Origin of the sequence: Gramella sp. KN1008, assembly GCF_004332155.1 — a bacterium.
GTDB lineage: Bacteria > Bacteroidota > Bacteroidia > Flavobacteriales > Flavobacteriaceae > Christiangramia.
In genome coordinates this window covers 208,341-227,569 of the sequence record NZ_SJDV01000004.1, presented here as the reverse complement: position 1 = coordinate 227,569, position 19,229 = coordinate 208,341, and the positions used below count along the sequence as shown (strand labels likewise).

Genomic DNA, 19,229 nt, shown 5'->3' with positions numbered 1-19,229 from the left:
TCATTTATTTTCTCTCTCTAATTATAATTCAAGAGCTCGTTTCACATCATTATCCATTAGTAATTCTTCAGGATTTTCCAGTGCTTCCTTAACTGCTACAAGAAAGCCTACAGATTCCCTGCCGTCTATGATCCTGTGATCGTAAGAAAGAGCCACATACATGATCGGTCTTATCTCAACATGACCATCAATAGCTACAGGTCTTTCCACGATATTATGCATTCCCAGAATAGCGCTCTGAGGTGGATTGATTATAGGTGTAGACAGCATAGAACCAAACACCCCACCATTTGTAATGGTAAAGGTACCTCCTGTCATTTCATCTACTGTGATCTGTCCGTCACGTGCCCTTATAGCAAGACGTTTCACTTCACTTTCCACGCCTCTGAAACTAAGATTTTCGGCATTTCTTATAACAGGAACTGTAAGACCTTTTGGTCCCGATACCGCGATGCTAATGTCTTTATAGTCGTAACTCACTACCTCTTTCCCATCTATCATGGAATTAACCGCCGGATATTCCTCCAGGGCACGAACGCAAGCCAGAGTGAAGAATGACATAAAACCGAGGCTAACCCCATGCTTTTCTTTGAACTCTTCCTTATACTTCTTACGCAGTGCGAAGATCGGCGACATATCAACCTCATTAAATGTCGTAAGCATGGCCGTATCGTTCTTCGCGCTTACAAGTCTTTCGGAAAGCTTACGGCGGAACATTGACATTTTCTTACGCGATTCTCCGCGTTTGCCTGTACCCGGTGTTCCCATAGAAGCTTTGGCTTCAACAGCATCTTCTTTCGTAATTCGGCCGTCTTTACCCGAACCTTTCACTTCTTTAGGGTCTATTCCTTTTTCGTCAAGTATCTTTTTTGCTGCAGGAGAAGGACTTCCCGTAGCATAAGTATCCTGTTTCTGACCTGGAGTACTGGATTTGGATGGAGTCTCTGTTTTAGGCTCTGCCTTATCACTGTCCTTTTTATCTTCTTTGCTTTCCTGGCGTTCCTTTTCCTCTTCTTCAGCCGGTTTTTCCTCCTTGTCACCTCCTGGTTTTTCTGCTTCGGTATCAATAAGGCATACTACCTCGCCAACCTCAACCAGATCGCCTTCCTCGGCTTTTAAAGTGATTATACCGCTGGCTTCGGCAGGAAGTTCCAGAGTAGCTTTGTCACTATCTACTTCGGCAATTGCCTGATCTTTTTCAACATAATCCCCGTCTTCTACCAGCCACTGGGCTATTTCAACTTCAGTGATGGATTCCCCGGGTGAAGGAACTTTCATTTCTAAGGCCATGATTATTCTCGTTTTTTATTTGTGTCCTGAATATCAGGAAATCGTTGATTCTTAATTATTTTCTTCTTCGTTAAGGTCTTTGTCAAAAACACTGTTTATAACACGTTCGTGGCGTTTTTTGAATCGAACCGCACTACCGGCAGCAGGAGATCCATAGAATTTACGGCTGCATACCCTGAATTTTCGTGCCTCTTCAAAATGCAACAAAAGGTGGCTGTAAGCTCCCATATTCCGGGGTTCTTCCTGTGCCCATACCACATCATCAGCATTCGTGTATTTGCTTATTATCTCCTTCATCCGTACAGTAGGCAGAGGGAATAATTGTTCTACACGTACCAGCGCCACATCTTCCCTGTTATTCTCCTCTTTATGCTTCAGAAGATCATAGTAGAATTTACCGGTACAGAATACCAGGCTTTTCACCTTATCCACATTCGCCTCGTTATCATCAATAACAGGCTGGAAACTTCCATTCGCAAACTCCTCTTTGGTGGAGATCACCTTTGGATGCCTTAGCAAACTCTTGGGAGTGAAAATAACAAGAGGTTTTCTGAAATTAGCCTTCATCTGCCTTCTTAGAAGGTGGAACATATTGGCCGGCGTGGAAATATCGGCAACATACATATTGTCCTTTGCACAAAGTTGAAGGAAACGCTCCATCCTTGCTGAAGAGTGTTCCGCTCCCTGACCTTCATATCCATGAGGAAGGAAAAGCACCAGACCGTTTTGGATTTTCCATTTATCTTCTGCTGCAGAGATATACTGATCTATAAGGATCTGGGCACCGTTTACGAAATCTCCGAACTGCGCTTCCCAGATCGCGAGTGTTGTTGGACTTGCCATAGCATATCCATAATCAAAGCCCATCACCCCGTATTCGGAAAGCGGTGAGTTATAGATGAAAAAATCACCCTCTCGATCTTCAATATTATTATGAAGAATGATCTCTTCTTCACTGTCTTCCACCTTAACGACCCCATGACGGTGAGAGAAAGTCCCCCTTTCACTGTCCTGACCACTAATTCTAATATTATAACCTTCGGCCATCAGGGAACCGTAAGCCAGATGTTCGGCCATAGCCCAATCAAGCTTATTGTCTTCAAAATACATCTTACGCCTTGAATCTATGAGCTTCTGTATCTTTCTCATAAATTTCTTGTCTTCCGGAAGTTTTGAAACGGCCTCTGCTACCTTATCAAGTTTTTCTAACGGGAAGGTAGTATCCACTTCCTGCATCATCTGTTCTTCCTGGACATTTTCGAAGCCTTCCCATTCATCCTGCATAAATGGAGTGATACGGGTTGTTTCTTCTTTCCTGGAATCCTCAAGTTTTTCCTCAAGGGCGGCCTTGTAGGTCTCTTCAAGGTCTTTGAGGTAGGCGTCATCTACAACGCCTTCCTTTTTAAGTTTTTCAAAATAAATATCCCGTGCGTTCTTGTGCTTGGCGATGGCCTTGTAAAGTTTAGGCTGTGTAAACCTTGGCTCATCACCTTCATTATGGCCATACTTTCTGTATCCCAGCAGGTCTATAAATACATCCCTTTTGAATTTCATCCTGAAATCAAGGGCGAAAAGTATGGCATGAACCACTGCCTCAGCATCATCAGAATTCACATGCAGTACCGGGGATAAAGTCACCTTTCCAACATCTGTACAATATGTTGAACTCCGAGCATCGAGATAATTGGTGGTAAACCCTATCTGATTGTTCACCACTATATGTATGGTCCCCCCGGTGTGATAGCCTTCCAGTTGGGCCATTTGAACAATTTCATACACAACACCCTGGCCAGCGATAGCCGCATCTCCATGTACAAGTATAGGCAGCACCTGCGAATGATCACCATCATGACGACGATCCTGTTTTGCCCGGGTAATCCCTTCAACCACAGATCCTACTGTTTCCAGGTGAGATGGGTTGGGAGCTATATTTATATTTATTTCCTTTCCTGTATCTGTGGTACGACAAGAAGTCCATCCAAGATGGTACTTAACATCTCCGTCAAATATATCCTGCTCGTAATCCTTGCCGTCGAATTCACTGAAAATATCCTTGGCACTTTTCCCAAAGATATTGGTAAGAGTGTTCAAACGTCCCCGGTGGGCCATTCCCATCACAAAATCCTTCACTCCCCGTTCAGCCGCTTTTTCTATTAAAGCATCAAGGGCCGGAATAAGGCTTTCCCCTCCTTCAAGTGAAAAGCGCTTCTGGCCTACATATTTGGTATGCAGAAAAGATTCAAAAGAAACAGCTTCATTCAGTTTCTTGAGGATCTGCTTTTTACGTTCAGCGTCAAAATCCGGATGATTTTCGTTGATATTCAACTTGCTCTGAATCCAGGCAATTTCCTCTGGCTTTCTTATATACATATACTCGATCCCGATGGAATCACAGTAAACATTCTCAAGGTGTCTTATTATCTCCTTTAAAGTAGCAGGCCCTATCCCCAGAACATCACCTGCATTAAAGGTGGTGCCAAGGTCACTTTCTTCCAGCCCGAAATTGGAAATGTCAAGAGTAGGTGTATATTTTCTTCTTTCCCTTACAGGATTGGTTTTTGTGAACAAATGCCCACGGGTTCGATAGCCGTCGATCAATCGTATTACCTGAAACTCCTTTATTACATGTGCCGGTATCTCTCCTTCAGCAAATTCAACAGGAGCTTCTTCCAATACTTCACCAGAAATGCCATTTTCCTGCATTCCAAAGTCAAATCCTTGAAAAAAAGCCCTCCAACTGGGCTCTACACTATCAGGATTAATTAAGTATTGATCGTAAAGTTCTGCGAAATGTGCAGTATGAGCAGCATTTAGAAATGAAAATCTATCCATAAAATTGAAACCAATGTTTCTTCTGTTTTTAAAAACATAGCAAAAATACAATTTTTACAAAAAACAGCTTGTAGGCTTTATGATAATTATCTATAGGATTATAGGAATTTTAACAGGATAGGAAAATCGCTGTAATTTCTATTTAAACAGGAAAGTACGAGAATATTTTAAACCTGCCTCTCCATAAGCATCTCGCCAAATTTCCTTAAAGGCTCTTTTTTGGCATCGGAAATTTCGATCTTTTCAAGGATCTCAAAAGCTCTGGAGGTATATTTCCTGATCTCGTTACGGGTTAGCTCGGCCGCGCCACTACTTTCAAATAGTGCTTTCACCGCCTCGATCTTTCCGGAATTCTCTGCCGGACTAATGGAATACAAGTGTTCCAGCTGAAGCGCTTCACTCCTGTTAGCACGCTCCAGGGTCTTTAAATACAAAAAGGTCTTTTTATTTTCAATTATATCTCCCCCGGATTGTTTTCCAAATGTTTCGGGATCCCCGAAAGCGTCCAGATAATCGTCCTGAAGCTGAAATGCTATTCCCAGTAAACGCCCATACTGGTATATCGCTTCCTTACATTCTCTGGAAGTTCCCGCCACGATGGCTCCCATCTGAAGAGCGGCTCCCACAAGAACAGCCGTTTTATATTCTATCATCAGGAGGTAATCTTCGATGCTTACATTGTCCCTTGTTTCAAAGTCTATATCATACTGCTGACCTTCGCAAACCTGGATAGCGGTTTTTGTAAATAGGGTGGAAAGCTCTTTAAAGGTTTCCCCTTCATAACTCTCGAAAAACTGATAGGCATTTATCAACATGGCATCACCAGAAAGAATCCCGGTGTTTATATCCCATTTTTCATGTACCGTTTCCTTACCTCTTCTTAAAGGCGCATCGTCCATTATATCATCATGTACAAGGGAGAAATTATGAAAGATCTCTATTGCCAGCGCTGCATCCAGTGCTTTTTTATAATCGCAATCAAAAACCTCACAAGACATGAGTACCAGCACCGGCCTTAAACGTTTCCCTCCCTGTTCAAGGATGTAAACCATAGGCTCATATAAATTTGCCGGCTCCTTTACCCTGATCTTTTCGTGCAAATATTCTGTGACAGCGGAACGGTACTGGAAAATTGATAACATTAATAGAAAATTTTTCCGCTAAAATACCATAATTGAAAATATTTCAAATTTTAATCATTTGTTAAATAAGTTTAAACTTTGGAAACTTATTTTGTTTTTAAAGTTTCCTCAACCTAAATTTGCGCCAAATTTCTAAAAGAAGGTGAAAGAAAAAATTCTGAATACGGCTGCCGAGATGTTCCTGCATTACGGCTTTAAGAGCGTGACCATGGACGATATTGCTGAGAAACTGGGAATGTCCAAAAAGACCATCTATAATTATTATCCCACCAAGACAAAACTGGTTCATGCAGCCGCAACGCACATCTTCCATTCCATTCAGAATGGGTTAGATGAAATAAGAGCAGCCAAGCCACACCCGCTGGAAGAGAATTTTGAGATGAAGCAATTTGTTATGCACCGTCTTAAAGATGAAAAATCCTCACCGCAGTATCAGCTTCAGAAATATTACCCCAGGATCTATGAGGAGCTCAATTCAAAACAGTTCGAGCTTATGGAATCCTGTGTACAGGAGAATCTTGAAAGAGGAATTAAATTAGGATGCTACCGCAAGGATATCCCTGTAGATTTTATAAGTAAGATATACTTTAAGGCCATGCAGAACATCAAGGATCCCAACCTGTTCCCACCAGAGGAGTATTCCAAGATCTATCTCATGGAGCAGCTTATGGAGTATCATCTTAGGGCTATTTGTACCGAAAAAGGAATTAAAAAACTAGAAGAATTAATAGTTAAACATGAATAAACTGAACTGGATCATTCTGATCTTTCTAACTAGCTGCCTGGGAATTTCTGCCCAGGAAACAGATAGCATACAATCCTATTCTTTTTCTTTAAAAGAGGCTATTGAATTCGGAATTGAGAATAATTACCGTTCGCAGGTAGCGCAAAAGGATGTTGAGATCGCCCTTAAGCAAAAATGGGAGATTATTGCTCAGGGTTTACCACAGATTAGTGGAGGTGTGAATTATCAGAACTACCTCAAGCAACCTGTGACGCTCTTACCGGCGGCAGCCTTTGATAACACCCAAAGCACGATAGATATCGTACAGGATTATTTTGAAAATGTAGAGCGAAACAGCCGCGCTGTTGAAACTCCCCAGGGTTTTATCCCCGTTCGCTTCGGGACAAAACAGAGCATGAATGCCACCGCGACCTGGAACCAGTTGATCTTTGACGGCTCTTATATCATAGGCGTACAATCGGCTAAAACATTATTACAGATCTCCAAAAACGCCAAAACCAAGACCGATCTTGAGGTAAAAAAAGCTGTCATCAATGCTTACGGAAATGTGATCCTTGCAGAAGAAAGCGTGGAAATACTGGAAAAGAACCTGGAAACGGTTCAGCAGAATTTTGAGCAAACGCAGAAGATCTATGAAAATGGGCTTACCGAGCAGGAAAATGTGGAGCAGCTTGAGATCACTTTACTTAATCTGCAAAACCAGTTAAGTCGCAGTGAAAGAATGCGGGACATCACTTACGAGATCTTAAACATTAGCCTGGGAATCCCCGTAGAGGCCCAGGTTGTCTTAACAGATGATCTGTCTCAGCTAGCCATGGAGTATTACGACCTTAGTCTTTTGAACCGTGATATACAGGTAGAAGATAATATAGATTATCGTATCGCGGCCAATTCCGCAGAATCAGCTGAAATCCAGCTTAAACTTCAAAAAGCCAAAGCTTTGCCAAGCCTCTCCGGATTCGTGAACTACGGTTACCAGGGTTACAGCGACAAATTTACCTTTCTTAATAGTGATCAGGAATATTTTGGCCAGTCCATCCTGGGCGTTAGCCTTAATATCCCAATCTTCAGCAGCGGGATGCGAAGCTCCAGAACAAAACAGAGAGAGATAAAATTAGAACAGGCCCTACTGGAACTGGAGCAAACTGAAAGTGAAGTGAAACGGCAGATAAATATGGCCAGAAGCGATTATGAATTCGCATTGGAAAATCTTAATAACATGAAGAAAAATCTTGAACTGGCTGAGAGAGTTGAAAACAAGAACCAGATCAAATTTTTTGAGGGAATCGCTTCCAGCTTTGACCTAAGCCAGGCACAACGCCAGCTTTATACTGCACAACAGGACTATTTGCAGGCAATGCTCAACGTGATTACAGCAAAAGTCGCACTGGAAAACCTATTGGACACAAGAACTTATGAAGACAAAAAATAACCTCGCTTATAATTATAAAATGAAAAAAATCATCTTACTATTCTTTGTTTCCCTTGCTATAATATCCTGTGAAGAGGAGAAAAGCAAATCGGTAGACGATGTGATCGCTACAGAGGACCTTTCCACAATAAGAGCGAAGAAATCTGAACTTAGCAGCAGGCAAAGTGAACTTGCAACTGAAATAGACAAGCTGGAAGATGCCATAAAAAGGCTGGATACTACCAGACAGCTAACACTGGTGAGAGTAGACACTATAAAAGGACAGCAATTCAGACATTTCGCTGAAGTACAGGGCGATGTGGCGACTGATGAAAATATCATTATTTATCCTGAATTTTCGGGTCTGTTAACCCGCGTGTATGTGGAAGAAGGTGACAGGGTGAGAAAAGGTCAGACTCTGGCTACCATTGACGACGGTGGATTAAGAAGCCAGTTAGCCCAGCTGGAAGCACAGGCAGCCCTGGCAAAAACGACATTTGAACGTCAGGAAAGGTTATGGAAGCAAAATATAGGTTCGGAGATCCAATACCTGGAAGCGAAAACAAATTACGAATCTATGCAAAGCTCTGTGAACCAGCTAAAATCTCAACTTTCTAAAACTGTGGTAACCGCACCGTTTACGGGAACCATAGATGAAGTGATAAGCGAGCAGGGAGAAGTGGTCAATCCCGGACAGAGTCAATTATTCCGCCTTGTGAGTCTTGATGATATGTATGTAGAGGCAGCGGTTCCTGAAAATTACCTCGGAAAGGTAAAAAAAGGAACAACTGTAAAGGTTCAGATATCGTCGGTTAATAAAGAGTTTAATGGTGAAGTGAGCCAGGTGAGCAATAATATCAATCCGAATAACAGATCTTTCATGGTAAAGGTGAAAATCCCTAACGGAGACGGACTTATTAAGCCTAACCAGATCGCAACACTTAAACTGAACGATTACACTTCAGAAAATGCGATCGTGATCCCGGAAAGCAGCATTCAGAAGAACGCCCTGGGAGAAAGTCTTGTGTACATATTTGAGCCCGGAGACTCTAACAAACAGGGAACTGCGAAAAAGAGCGTGATAGAAACGGGTTATGTTTACAACGATTCTATTGAGGTGACCAGCGGTTTAAAAAACAATGAAATACTCATCACCGAAGGATCAAAAAGCCTGAGAGAAGGACAGGAAGTACAAATCAACAACGAGCCAGGCAATGAATAAGATAGACCGAGAATTTAAACTCTCCTCATGGGCCATCGATAACAAGATGACCGTTTATGTGATCATTGCCATTATAGTGGTAGGAGGTCTCATCTCATATTACGGTATGCCCCGGGAATCTTTTCCCGAAGTGGTGGAAACCAAAATATATGTGAGCTCCATTAACCCGGGCAACTCGGCTGAAGATGTGGAGAAGTTCATCACCGAACCTTTGGAGGAAGAATTCAATGATATTGGAGGAGTAGATGAGATCACCTCCACTACCCTTCAGGATTATTCGATGGTGATCGTCACCTTTAATGAGGATGTGAGTGTGGAATCTGCCAAGCAAAAGGTAAAGGATAAAGTAGATCTTGTTAAGGCCGAAACCACCTGGCCCACCATGGATAACGGCGCCAAGGTAGAACCTAACGTATTTGACCTGAACCTTTCGGAAGAAATGCCCATTCTCAATATCAACCTTACAGGAGATTATACCGTACAACAGCTGAAAGATTATGCAGAGTACCTTCAGGAAAAGATAGAATTGTTACCTGAGATCAAGGAAGCGAGTATTCGCGGTGCTGAAGAGATGGAAATTGAGATCGCGCTGGACGTTTATAAAATGAGCGCTTCAGAAGTTAGCTTTCAGGACGTCATCAATTCCATAAGTGCTGAAAACAGGACAATTTCGGGAGGAAATATCATCACCAGCGGAGTTCAAAAGAATATCAGGATTATTGGTGAAATCACAGATCCGAAAGAATTAAGGGATGTGGTGGTAAAACGGGATGGCGGAAACATCTTTTTAAAGGATATCGCCAAGATCAATTTTCAGGAGAAAGATCCTACCACCTACGCCAGGGAATATGGAGATCCTGTAGTAATGCTCGATATTAAAAAACGAAGCGGGGAAAACATGATCGAGGCGGTAGAGAAGATCAAGGAGATCGTTAAGACCGAAGAGGAAGAATATTTACCCGGGGATCTTCATGTGAGCCTCACTAATGACCTCTCCACCGATACCGAAGACCAGGTGAACGACCTGGTGAACAATATCATTTTCGGGGTTATCCTGGTAGTACTGGTATTGATGTTCTTCTTGGGTTTCAGAAATGCACTTTTCGTAGGTATCGCCATTCCACTCTCCATGCTGTTATCGTATATCATCCTCTCCACTATGGGGTACACCCTCAACACAATGGTACTGTTCGCCCTTGTAATGGGTCTGGGAATGCTGGTGGATAACGGAATTGTGGTGGTAGAAAATGTTTATACACTTATGGATGAAGGGATGCCTCGTCTTAAAGCGGCTAAACAGGGTCTGGGTGAGATTGCCTGGCCTATTATCGCTTCTACCGCAACTACCCTTGCAGCCTTTTTCCCACTCGGACTTTGGCCGGGAATAATGGGTAAATTCATGATCATTTTCCCGATCACCCTCTCCATAGTTCTAAGCTCGTCGCTTTTCGTAGCGCTTATCATCAATTCCATGCTTACCTCCCAGTTCATGAAAACCGAGGAAGGAAAGATCAAAAAGAAAAAACTGGTAAGGCTTAGTATCATTATGGGGGCCGTTGGAATTCTAATGGTACTTGCCGGCTACATGCTTAACACCGGATTCTTCAGGGGAATAGGGAATCTGCTGATATTTGCCGTTCTGCTTCTATGGTTCTACAAATATGTACTTTCCAAAGCAGTAGACTATTTTCAGTTCCGTGCCCTTAAGAAGCTTGAAAGCAACTACGAGAGATCGCTGAAATATGCTCTGAGAGGAAGAAATGCCTATTTCTTTTTCTTCGGAACCATCCTTTTACTTGTTCTTTCCCTTATGCTATTTGGAATGGTGCAGCCAAAGGTATCACTGTTTCCCGAAAATGAACCGAAACAGATCATAACTTATATTGAATATCCCGAAGGAACCGACATTGAAAAGACGAACAAGCTAACCAGGATGGTAGAGAAACAGGTGATGAATGTCGTTGAAAAGTACGAAGACGAAGATGGATATAATTATATGGTAGAATCGGTCATATCCCAGGTGGGTCAGGGATCCGGCAATCCTATGACCGATATGGGCCAGCAGAACGAAATGCCTCATCGCGGAAAAGTGACCGTCACCATGCGTAAATTCAACCAGAGACGAGGTACGCCAAGTAGCCAGGTACTCACAGAAGTACGGGAAGCCGTAAAAGGATTTCCGGGAGCCTCCATCATTGTAGAGAAAGATGCCGTGGGCCCACCTGCAGGATACCCCGTAAACCTGGAACTCCAGGGCGATGACTACGAGCAGATGCTTGCCGAGGCTGAAAACATCAGATCCTATATTCAAAGTCTCAATGTGCAGGGAATCGAAGAACTGAAAATTGACGTTAATAAGACCAAACCTGAACTGGATGTTAGGGTGGACAGAAAAAAGGCTGGTCAGCTTGGAGTTTCAACCTCCCAGGTGGGCCAGACATTAAGACGGTCCATCTATGGTGAAGAAGTTTCAACATTTAAAAAGGGAGATGATGATTACGAGGTGAACGTTAGACTTAATGAGGAATATCGTTATAATCAGAATGCCTTGTTCAATCAGCCAATCACCTTCAGGGATCAGAATACCGGAAAGATCAAACAGGTGCCAATTTCCTCGCTGGTGGAGACCGACGTGGCATCTTCATTCAGTTCGATCAAAAGAAAAGACCTGAAAAGGGTCATTACACTTTATTCTAATGTTTTAGAAGGATACAATGGAAATGAAATAGTTGAAAGATTAAAAACCGAATTAAAGAACTATGAGCTGCCTAAGAATATCAACCTTCAATTCACCGGGGAGCAGGAAGAACAGGCAGAGAACATGAACTTCCTTCTAAAGGCTCTTCTTATCGCCATAGGTGGTATTCTGCTTATTCTGGTAGCCCAGTTCAATTCCATTTCCAGGCCTTTTATAATACTAATGGCAGTTGTATTAAGTCTCGTTGGTGTATTCATGGGATTAACCATCTTTCAGATGGATTTTATCATCATCATGACCATGATGGGTATTATTTCGCTGGCAGGGATTGTAGTAAACAATGCGATTGTACTGATAGACTATACGCAGATACTTATAGACCGGAAGAAAAAGGAACTGGGGCTTAATCCAGACGAACACCTTAACCGAAAACAGTATTTTGACACCATCGTGGCCGGAGGAAAATCCAGGTTAAGACCTGTAATTCTTACCGCGATCACAACCGTTCTGGGACTTATCCCGCTTGCGGTAGGGTTGAACATTGACTTCTTCAACCTGTTCATCAATTATGATCCGAGGATATATGTTGGAGGTGACAACGTTATTTTCTGGGGGCCCCTGGCCTGGACAGTAATCTTCGGACTGGTTTTCGCAACCTTCCTTACACTTGTGGTAGTTCCGGTTATGTTCTATCTGGTGAACAGGGCCAAAATCAGGATAAGAGATAAAAAGATCGAGAGGAAAGAAAGGAAAAAAAGAGAACTGGTAAATACCTAGAAAAATAAACCCCGCTAAAGTGCGGGGTTTTCTTTTTATAGATACGGTATCTTTTACTAATTGCCGTTACTCAACAAAGGCTCTTCAGTTTTCCATTTATTTACAGAAGTGATCCTGCTCTTTTCAAAATCTACCTCAGTAAGTTGATCACCATTCCAAAAAAACCATTTCCCTTCTTTTTCTCCTTTGTTATAATGTGCGATGGCTGTCTTCTCACCGTTTTGGTCGTAAGAAATCCATTGCCCATCGAGCTTTCCGTTCTTGTACGTACCTTCCTGTCTAATACTTCCATCTTCATAATAAAACGTTCCTTTAATTAATTCTCCCTGTTTTTCGAATACAGGTTTAGGGTCATTATCCTGCGCCATAACAGTACTTCCTGTTATCAAAAAGGCTGCCATGGCCATATTTTTAAATCTCTTCATAGTTGATTTACTATGAGATTAACCTATCAAATATAACGAAAGTTTACATTAATTCAACATTTACATAACCTTAACTTAACATTGGAACTCTCCAAAAAATGATTTTCACCTATTAAAATTCCGGAACCTATGGAGGCATAAATTAATCTCTGCTTCAATTTTAATTCATAATGCTTATAGAAAACCCCAGAACTTCTTACTTTTGTGCCCATTCAAAATTGGAGTATAAAAATGTACAGAAGTCATACCTGTGGTGAACTAAACGCCAGCGAGATAGGCAACAAAGTAACCCTTGCCGGATGGGTTCAGAAAGTAAGAAATAAAGGATTCATGATATGGGTGGATTTACGTGATCGGTACGGTTTAACCCAGCTGATCTTTGATGAAGAGAGGTCATCAAAAGAGCTGATGGAGATGGCTGAAGGTCTGGCTCGTGAATTCGTGATCCAGGTTCAGGGTACCGTAATAGAGAGAGAATCCAAAAACCCTAATATCCCTACCGGGGAAATTGAGGTTCTTGTGGAAGATTTCAAAATTCTAAATAATTCGGTGACTCCGCCTTTCACTATTGAAGATGAAACCGATGGCGGGGAAGATCTCAGGATGAAATACAGATATCTTGATATTCGCCGTAACCCTGTTAAAAATAAATTGATCTTCCGTCACCAGGTGGCCATGCAGGTTAGAAATTATCTTTCCCGGGAAGGCTTTATAGAGGTTGAAACTCCTTATCTTATCAAATCCACTCCTGAGGGGGCCCGTGATTTTGTGGTTCCGAGCCGAATGAACGAAGGTCAGTTTTATGCCCTTCCCCAGTCTCCACAAACCTTCAAGCAGCTACTTATGGTAGGCGGACTGGATAAATACTTCCAGATCGTCAAGTGTTTCAGGGACGAAGACCTCAGAGCCGACAGGCAGCCGGAATTTACCCAGATAGACTGCGAAATGGCTTTTGTAGAGCAGGAAGACATCCTCAATATTTTTGAAGGACTAACCAGACATTTGTTAAAGGAAATAAAGGGAGTAGAAGTAGATAAATTCCCAAGAATGACCTTTGATGAGGCCATGAGTAAATATGGTAATGACAAACCGGACATTCGTTTCGGGATGGAGTTTGGTGAATTAAATGAGGTAGCTAAAAATAAAGGCTTTAATGTCTTTGATCAGCAGGAACTAATAGTTGGTATAGCCGTTCCAAACGCTGCAAGTTTCACCAGAAAGGAAATAGATAAGCTCATCTCCTGGGTCAAAAGACCACAGGTAGGCGCTAACGGTCTGGTTTGGGCAAAATATAATGAAGACGGAAGCTTAAAATCTTCTGTAGACAAATTCTATTCTCAGGATGATCTTAAAGCCTGGGCAGAAGCTACCAATGCCAAACCTGGTGACCTTATCCTCGTAATGGGGGGAGAAAAAGCTAAAACCCGAACTCAGCTTAGTGCACTTAGGATGCATTTAGGAAATGAATTGGGCTTACGCAAGTCTGATGAATTTGCTCCATTATGGGTTGTGGATTTTCCATTGCTGGAGTGGGATGAAGAAACCGAAAGGTTCCACGCCATGCATCACCCATTTACTTCTCCAAAGAAAGAAGACTTTGAACTTCTTGAAACCGAACCGGGCAAAGTAAGAGCGAATGCTTATGACCTTGTCCTTAACGGAAACGAAATTGGAGGTGGTTCCATAAGGATCCACGATAAGCAGACCCAGTCCCAGATGTTCAGATATCTTGGTTTCACTGAAGAAGAAGCCAGGGAGCAGTTCGGCTTCCTTATGGACGCGTTCCAGTATGGCGCACCGCCTCACGGGGGGATCGCTTTTGGTTTTGACAGGCTGGTTGCTATCCTGGGAGGCCAGGAAAGTATCAGAGATTTTATTGCTTTCCCTAAAAACAATTCAGGAAGGGATATCATGATAGATGCTCCGGCCAGACTTGATGAAGAACAGCTTGATGAATTACATCTTAAGCTGAAACAATAAAAATTAAATCCCACCTATTGTGGGATTTTTTATCTTCATTTGATAATATCTCAGAACAGTGGCGAAAGTCAGAAAATCCTTATTGCAAAGGTTTTTGAACTGGAAGTCCAAAAATCTATCACATCGTCAGTTTCTGATGATGTTAAGTGCATTGATAGGCTTTATTGCGGGAATTTGTGCAGTCACTATAAAAAACCTTACACACTTTATTCAGCTACTGCTTGAAGGAAAGTCATTCATTAACTACCATCAGGCATTCTACTTTATATTCCCGGTTCTGGGTTTACTCGCTGTCTATTTAATCATAAAATTCATTCTCCGGAAGCCAATAGGACAGGGTATTCCTGCTACTTTGTATGCGATTTCGCGTCAAAAAGGTATCATGAAGAGATTCCAGATGTACGCCTCTTTAATAACAGCACCTATAACTGTAGGTTTTGGAGGTTCGGTAGGACTGGAGGCTCCCACAGTAGCCACTGGTGCTTCCATAAGTTCTAATATTTCCAGGCTTTTCCTGATGAACCAGACCAACCGTACCCTTCTTATTGGTTGTGCTGCTGCCGGAGCCATGTCTTCTATTTTCAATGCTCCCATAGCTGCGATCATTTTTGCTATAGAGGTATTTAGCCTGGATTTAACTCTGGCCTCCTTACTGCCGTTATTAACAGCATCGGTTTCAGCAGTGCTTACCTCCTATTTTTTCTACGGGAACGAGATAATTCTTCCCTTTCAGTTAAAGGATGCATTCACTATTTCTGAAGTACCTTACTATATATCGCTTGGCATACTTGCTGCCGCATGTTCTGTCTATTTTACCAGGGTCCACTTTAAACTCATGAAGACCATGGTGAAGATAAGGTCTAAATTTGCAAGGCTGATTATAGCTGGACTGGCATTAGGGGTTCTTATTTATTTTATCCCGCCATTATATGGTGAAGGCTATAATGTAGTGAACAATTTGCTACAGGAAAATTATCTGCAGGCACTGGGCAATAACCTTTTTAATGCCTATCTGGATAATATCTGGATAGTGATATGCTTACTGGCCGGCCTCGTAATTTTCAAAATCATTGCTACTTCCCTTACGCTTAGCGCCGGTGGCGTGGGAGGTATTTTTGCTCCTGTAATGTTCATGGGTAGTGCCATGGGGCATTGTTTTGCATTGATTTTAAATCATCTGGGCCTTTTTAAAAATCCAATATCGGTTAGTAATTTTACGCTGGTGGGGATGGCCGGATTAATGGCTGGCGTTCTGCATGCACCGCTTACAGCGATTTTCCTGATTGCCGAACTCACACATGGCTATGAACTCTTCATTCCACTGATGATCACGGCAGCGATCTCTTACATGATTACTACCAAGTTCCAGCCGCATTCAGTATATACCATGGAACTGGCACAGCGCGGCGATCTGCTTACCCACAATAAAGATCATACAGTATTAACGCTGATGAACATAACCAGGGTAATAGAAAAGAATTTTATCCCCATCGAGATAGATATGAACCTGGGCGATGTGATCCACCAGGGAGTGGTAAAATCGTCCCGTAATATTTTTCCGGTGATAGATGAAAACCGTAACTTCATGGGGATCATCCTGCTGGATGATATAAGATCTATCATGTTCGATGAAAAATTATATCATGAAGTGAAGGTACAGGACATTATGCAGCAGGCACCAGAAATTATTGATATCGAAAATGACAGAATGAAAGAGATCATGAAAAAATTCCAGGATAGTGGAGCCTGGAATTTACCGGTGGTGAAAAAGGATAAATATGTAGGATTTATCTCAAAATCAAAACTCCTTACTGCCTACCGGCAAAAATTAATTGAAGTTACCGTTTAGCTATGAATTTATTTATGAAAATTTTAGGAATTCTTATTCTAGTGGCCATTGCCGTCGGATTTTATTTCAGACTCACTGGAGACATCTTAACAGGTGACAGAATCATAGGAATTTCTGTGCTCGCAAGCGCCTTTATCCTAATGCCTGTCTTCCTTTATGTGCGGTGGAAAGGTAAAAGATTGAAAGACTACACCCTATCTGATGAGAACATGAAAAAGATGCGGGATCGCGGAATTGATTAGAAATCTTAACATAAAAAAATCACAAAAAATTCTGATTTCCAGCCAATTCTAAATTTTTATCCTGTATGTTTGTGCTTTATTAATTATTATTTTTTATGCAAGGCACAGTTAAATTTTTCAATGAATCTAAAGGTTATGGATTCATTACCAACGACGAAACCAAAAGAGACATTTTCGTACACGTTACCGGTTTGAATGGAGAAACTATCCAGGAAGGTGACAGAGTTGAATACGAAGAAACAGAAGGAAGAAAAGGAGTGAACGCTACTGAAGTACGCGTGATCGAATAATATATTTTTTCTGAGTACCGAGTAAAAAAGCCGCTAAAAAGCGGCTTTTCTTATTTACTGGCATTTTCTTTCAGTGTTTCCTCAACTCCTTTAAGCATGGCAGCTGTCATTTTCTCAAGGTCAAATTCGTGAGTCCAGCCCCAGTGTTCCCGCGCAGCGGAATCATCTATGCTGGAAGGCCACGACTCTGCTATAGCCTGCCTGAAATCTGGTTCATAGTTAATCTCGAAATCAGGAATATGTTTTTTTATTTCTTCTGCGAGAATTTCGGGGGTAAAACTGATAGCCGCAAGATTATATGAAGATCTTATTTTGATCTTTTCAGCCGGCGCTTCCATAATATCCACCGTCGCCTTTATGGCATCATCCATATACATCATTGGCAAAGCAGCATCACTAGCAAGAAAACTGGTGTAATTTCCATTCTTTATTGCCTCGTGAAAAATCTCTATTGCGTAATCTGTAGTTCCTCCTCCGGGAAGGGTCTTATAACTTATAATGCCGGGATATCTAATGCTTCGTACGTCCACTCCAAACTTTCGATAAAAATATTCACACCATCTTTCCCCGGTTTGCTTACTTATACCATAGACGGTAGTAGGCTCCATAATAGTAGTCTGCGGGGTCTGGTCTTTTGGTGTGGTAGGACCAAAAACGGCAATGCTCGATGGCCAGAAGATCTTATCGATCTTCCCTTCCTTAGCCAGGTTCAGAATATGGAAAAGAGAATCCATATTGAGATCCCAGGCTTTCATCGGGGCTTTCTCAGCAGTTGCACTTAACATAGCTGCCATGAGATATACCTGTTTTATATCATACCGATCAACAATTTCTCTTATGTGTTGTTCATCAGTAGCATTCAGTATTTCAAAAGGCCCTGATTGCATCAACTCTTCGGCTCCTTCTCTAATATCACTAGCAACCACAGCCTCATTGCCATGAAGCTCTCTCAATTTTAAAGTCAGCTCGGTACCAATTTGTCCGCAGGCACCTATTATTAAAATCCTTCCGGCCATATATTAAATTTTCTGCAAATATATTTAATTATACAGAGGAAATCGTAACATTGGTATTTTATTGAGACTCCTTATTAAGGATTCCTCAATCCAAATTTACTTCCCTAATTATGATAAAATATCAATAACTTTGTAAGACACCCATACAAATTATGAAGAAATTCATGCTTTTCATATTCCTTGCCTCTTTTGTTTGCTGTAAAACAGAAAAGGATGCGGAAAAATCGGCCGAAGATGCCATTGACACGACCGCGTTTGAGGCCAGGATTACTATAAATGAAAACGATCTGGCGCTGCAACCTGAAGCCAGGGAATATGCTCTTGGATGGGTAGAATTCATTACTGCCCAGAACGAGATGGAAAAGCTGAAGAATTCAACGGTGAATGATGTGATGAACAATGCCGGTGCCATATCCCAGATCATGGGATCCCTTAAAACATCTATTCCAGACAGTTTAAAATCGGTCCCCGTAGAAGCCCGGCTGAATGTTGTGGATACCAAGGCGAGATTACTTAATCAGTATTCAGCGAAACAAGAGCCGGATGCCGAAGTGATCATGACCACAGCCCGGGAATTACATACCGAATTCAACAACCTCAAACTGCAGATGAATGAGATCTTCCTTAAAAGTCTCGAGGATTTTGAAAAGGAGCTGGATGAATTTGAACAAAACGAAAAAGAACAGGATTCCGCTACCGGCAACTTTTGAAAAAACTGTAAAAATCGTATCTTAAAAACAAATTCCAGTTTCAATGAAGAAAATAGTATTTTTAAGCTTTTTCCTCTCCGGATTGTTCCTCTTCCCGGCACTGAATGCCCAGATAAAAAATACGGAACAAAATATCCTTTCGGCCAAACGAAATATCATAAAGAACCTCGATGCATGGCATAAAGCGGCGGCGAAGGCAAATTTTGAAGATTACTTTGAGTTGATGACAGACGATGCCGTCTTCATTGGGACCGATCCTACCGAAAACTGGAGCCTGAAAGAGTTCAAAGATTTTGCCCGTCCTTACTTTGAAGCAGGTAAAGCCTGGAACTTTACCGCCATAGAGCGGAATGTATACCACCAAGAAAATCATCGAGTGGCCTGGTTTGATGAACTTTTGGATACCCAGATGGGGATCTGCAGAGGCTCCGGGGTTATGGTAAAAGAGAACGGAAAATGGAAAATACAGCATTATGTATTATCTATTACCATACCCAACGAAAATGTAGACCAGATAACCATTATAAAAAAGGATTTTGACGAAGAACTTATCTCCCGACTTCGCAACAATTAAACCTTTTAGGTTTATTTTAATCAAAC

General features: G+C 41.8%; 15 protein-coding genes. 10 read left to right on the top strand and 5 right to left on the bottom strand.

From position 1 onward, the window contains the following. Positions 1–21: 21 nt before the first annotated feature. The 3 genes from odhB to EZJ28_RS09275 form a co-directional block, all read right to left on the bottom strand. Entirely contained in the window at positions 22–1,290 is a 1,269-nt protein-coding gene (gene odhB, locus EZJ28_RS09285) for a 2-oxoglutarate dehydrogenase complex dihydrolipoyllysine-residue succinyltransferase (protein WP_131397158.1), read from the bottom strand. Positions 1,291–1,341: 51 nt separating this feature from the next. After that, entirely contained in the window at positions 1,342–4,122 is a 2,781-nt protein-coding gene (locus EZJ28_RS09280) for a 2-oxoglutarate dehydrogenase E1 component (protein WP_131397156.1), read from the bottom strand. A gap of 167 nt (positions 4,123–4,289) precedes the next feature. Further along, positions 4,290–5,264 carry a polyprenyl synthetase family protein gene (locus EZJ28_RS09275; RefSeq protein WP_131397154.1) on the bottom strand — a complete coding sequence of 325 codons (975 nt, stop codon included), beginning with the start codon at positions 5,262–5,264 and terminating at the stop codon, positions 4,290–4,292. Between the two features lie 142 nt (positions 5,265–5,406). Here EZJ28_RS09275 and EZJ28_RS09270 point away from each other — a divergent pair, with 142 nt between their 5' ends. From EZJ28_RS09270 to EZJ28_RS09255, 4 genes are read left to right on the top strand one after another with little or no spacing between them, the layout of a single operon-like run. Then, the gene (locus EZJ28_RS09270) at positions 5,407–6,009 is read left to right on the top strand and encodes a TetR/AcrR family transcriptional regulator (protein ID WP_131397152.1); all 603 of its coding nucleotides are present in this window, start codon (positions 5,407–5,409) and stop codon (positions 6,007–6,009) included. Beyond that, positions 6,002–7,441, top strand: coding sequence for a TolC family protein (locus EZJ28_RS09265; protein ID WP_131397151.1), 1,440 nt, complete (start codon positions 6,002–6,004; stop codon positions 7,439–7,441). Before EZJ28_RS09270 ends, EZJ28_RS09265 begins: the two co-directional genes overlap by 8 nt. A gap of 19 nt (positions 7,442–7,460) precedes the next feature. Further along, positions 7,461–8,642, top strand: a complete 1,182-nt coding sequence (locus EZJ28_RS09260) for an efflux RND transporter periplasmic adaptor subunit (protein ID WP_131397149.1) — start codon at positions 7,461–7,463, stop codon at positions 8,640–8,642. After that, positions 8,635–12,117 carry an efflux RND transporter permease subunit gene (locus tag EZJ28_RS09255; protein ID WP_131397147.1) on the top strand — a complete coding sequence of 1,161 codons (3,483 nt, stop codon included), beginning with the start codon at positions 8,635–8,637 and terminating at the stop codon, positions 12,115–12,117. The genes EZJ28_RS09260 and EZJ28_RS09255 overlap by 8 nt, the downstream gene beginning before the upstream one ends. A gap of 56 nt (positions 12,118–12,173) precedes the next feature. Here EZJ28_RS09255 and EZJ28_RS09250 read toward each other — a convergent pair whose 3' ends face one another. After that, positions 12,174–12,542 carry a toxin-antitoxin system YwqK family antitoxin gene (locus EZJ28_RS09250; protein WP_131397145.1) on the bottom strand — a complete coding sequence of 123 codons (369 nt, stop codon included), beginning with the start codon at positions 12,540–12,542 and terminating at the stop codon, positions 12,174–12,176. A gap of 231 nt (positions 12,543–12,773) precedes the next feature. Here EZJ28_RS09250 and aspS point away from each other — a divergent pair, with 231 nt between their 5' ends. From aspS to EZJ28_RS09230, 4 genes are all read left to right on the top strand, one after another. Then, positions 12,774–14,522: an aspartate--tRNA ligase gene (gene aspS / locus EZJ28_RS09245; RefSeq protein ID WP_131397143.1), complete on the top strand. Its 1,749-nt coding sequence runs from the start codon at positions 12,774–12,776 to the stop codon at positions 14,520–14,522. Positions 14,523–14,580: 58 nt separating this feature from the next. Then, the gene (locus EZJ28_RS09240) at positions 14,581–16,371 is read left to right on the top strand and encodes a chloride channel protein (protein WP_131397141.1); all 1,791 of its coding nucleotides are present in this window, start codon (positions 14,581–14,583) and stop codon (positions 16,369–16,371) included. Between the two features lie 14 nt (positions 16,372–16,385). Continuing rightward, entirely contained in the window at positions 16,386–16,613 is a 228-nt protein-coding gene (locus EZJ28_RS09235) for a hypothetical protein (protein ID WP_242670096.1), read from the top strand. Between the two features lie 95 nt (positions 16,614–16,708). Continuing rightward, positions 16,709–16,903 (top strand): cold-shock protein, encoded by a 195-nt coding sequence (locus EZJ28_RS09230; RefSeq protein WP_131397137.1) that lies wholly within the window; start codon positions 16,709–16,711, stop codon positions 16,901–16,903. A 50-nt stretch (positions 16,904–16,953) separates the two neighbouring features. Here EZJ28_RS09230 and EZJ28_RS09225 read toward each other — a convergent pair whose 3' ends face one another. Further along, entirely contained in the window at positions 16,954–17,919 is a 966-nt protein-coding gene (locus EZJ28_RS09225) for an NAD-dependent epimerase/dehydratase family protein (RefSeq protein ID WP_131397135.1), read from the bottom strand. Between the two features lie 152 nt (positions 17,920–18,071). Between EZJ28_RS09225 and EZJ28_RS09220 the strand changes: the two genes are divergently transcribed. Further along, positions 18,072–18,629 carry a hypothetical protein gene (locus EZJ28_RS09220; protein ID WP_131397133.1) on the top strand — a complete coding sequence of 186 codons (558 nt, stop codon included), beginning with the start codon at positions 18,072–18,074 and terminating at the stop codon, positions 18,627–18,629. Positions 18,630–18,672: 43 nt separating this feature from the next. After that, a complete protein-coding gene (locus EZJ28_RS09215; RefSeq protein WP_131397131.1) occupies positions 18,673–19,203 on the top strand; it encodes a nuclear transport factor 2 family protein in 531 nt (176 codons plus the stop codon). Positions 19,204–19,229: the final 26 nt, after the last annotated feature.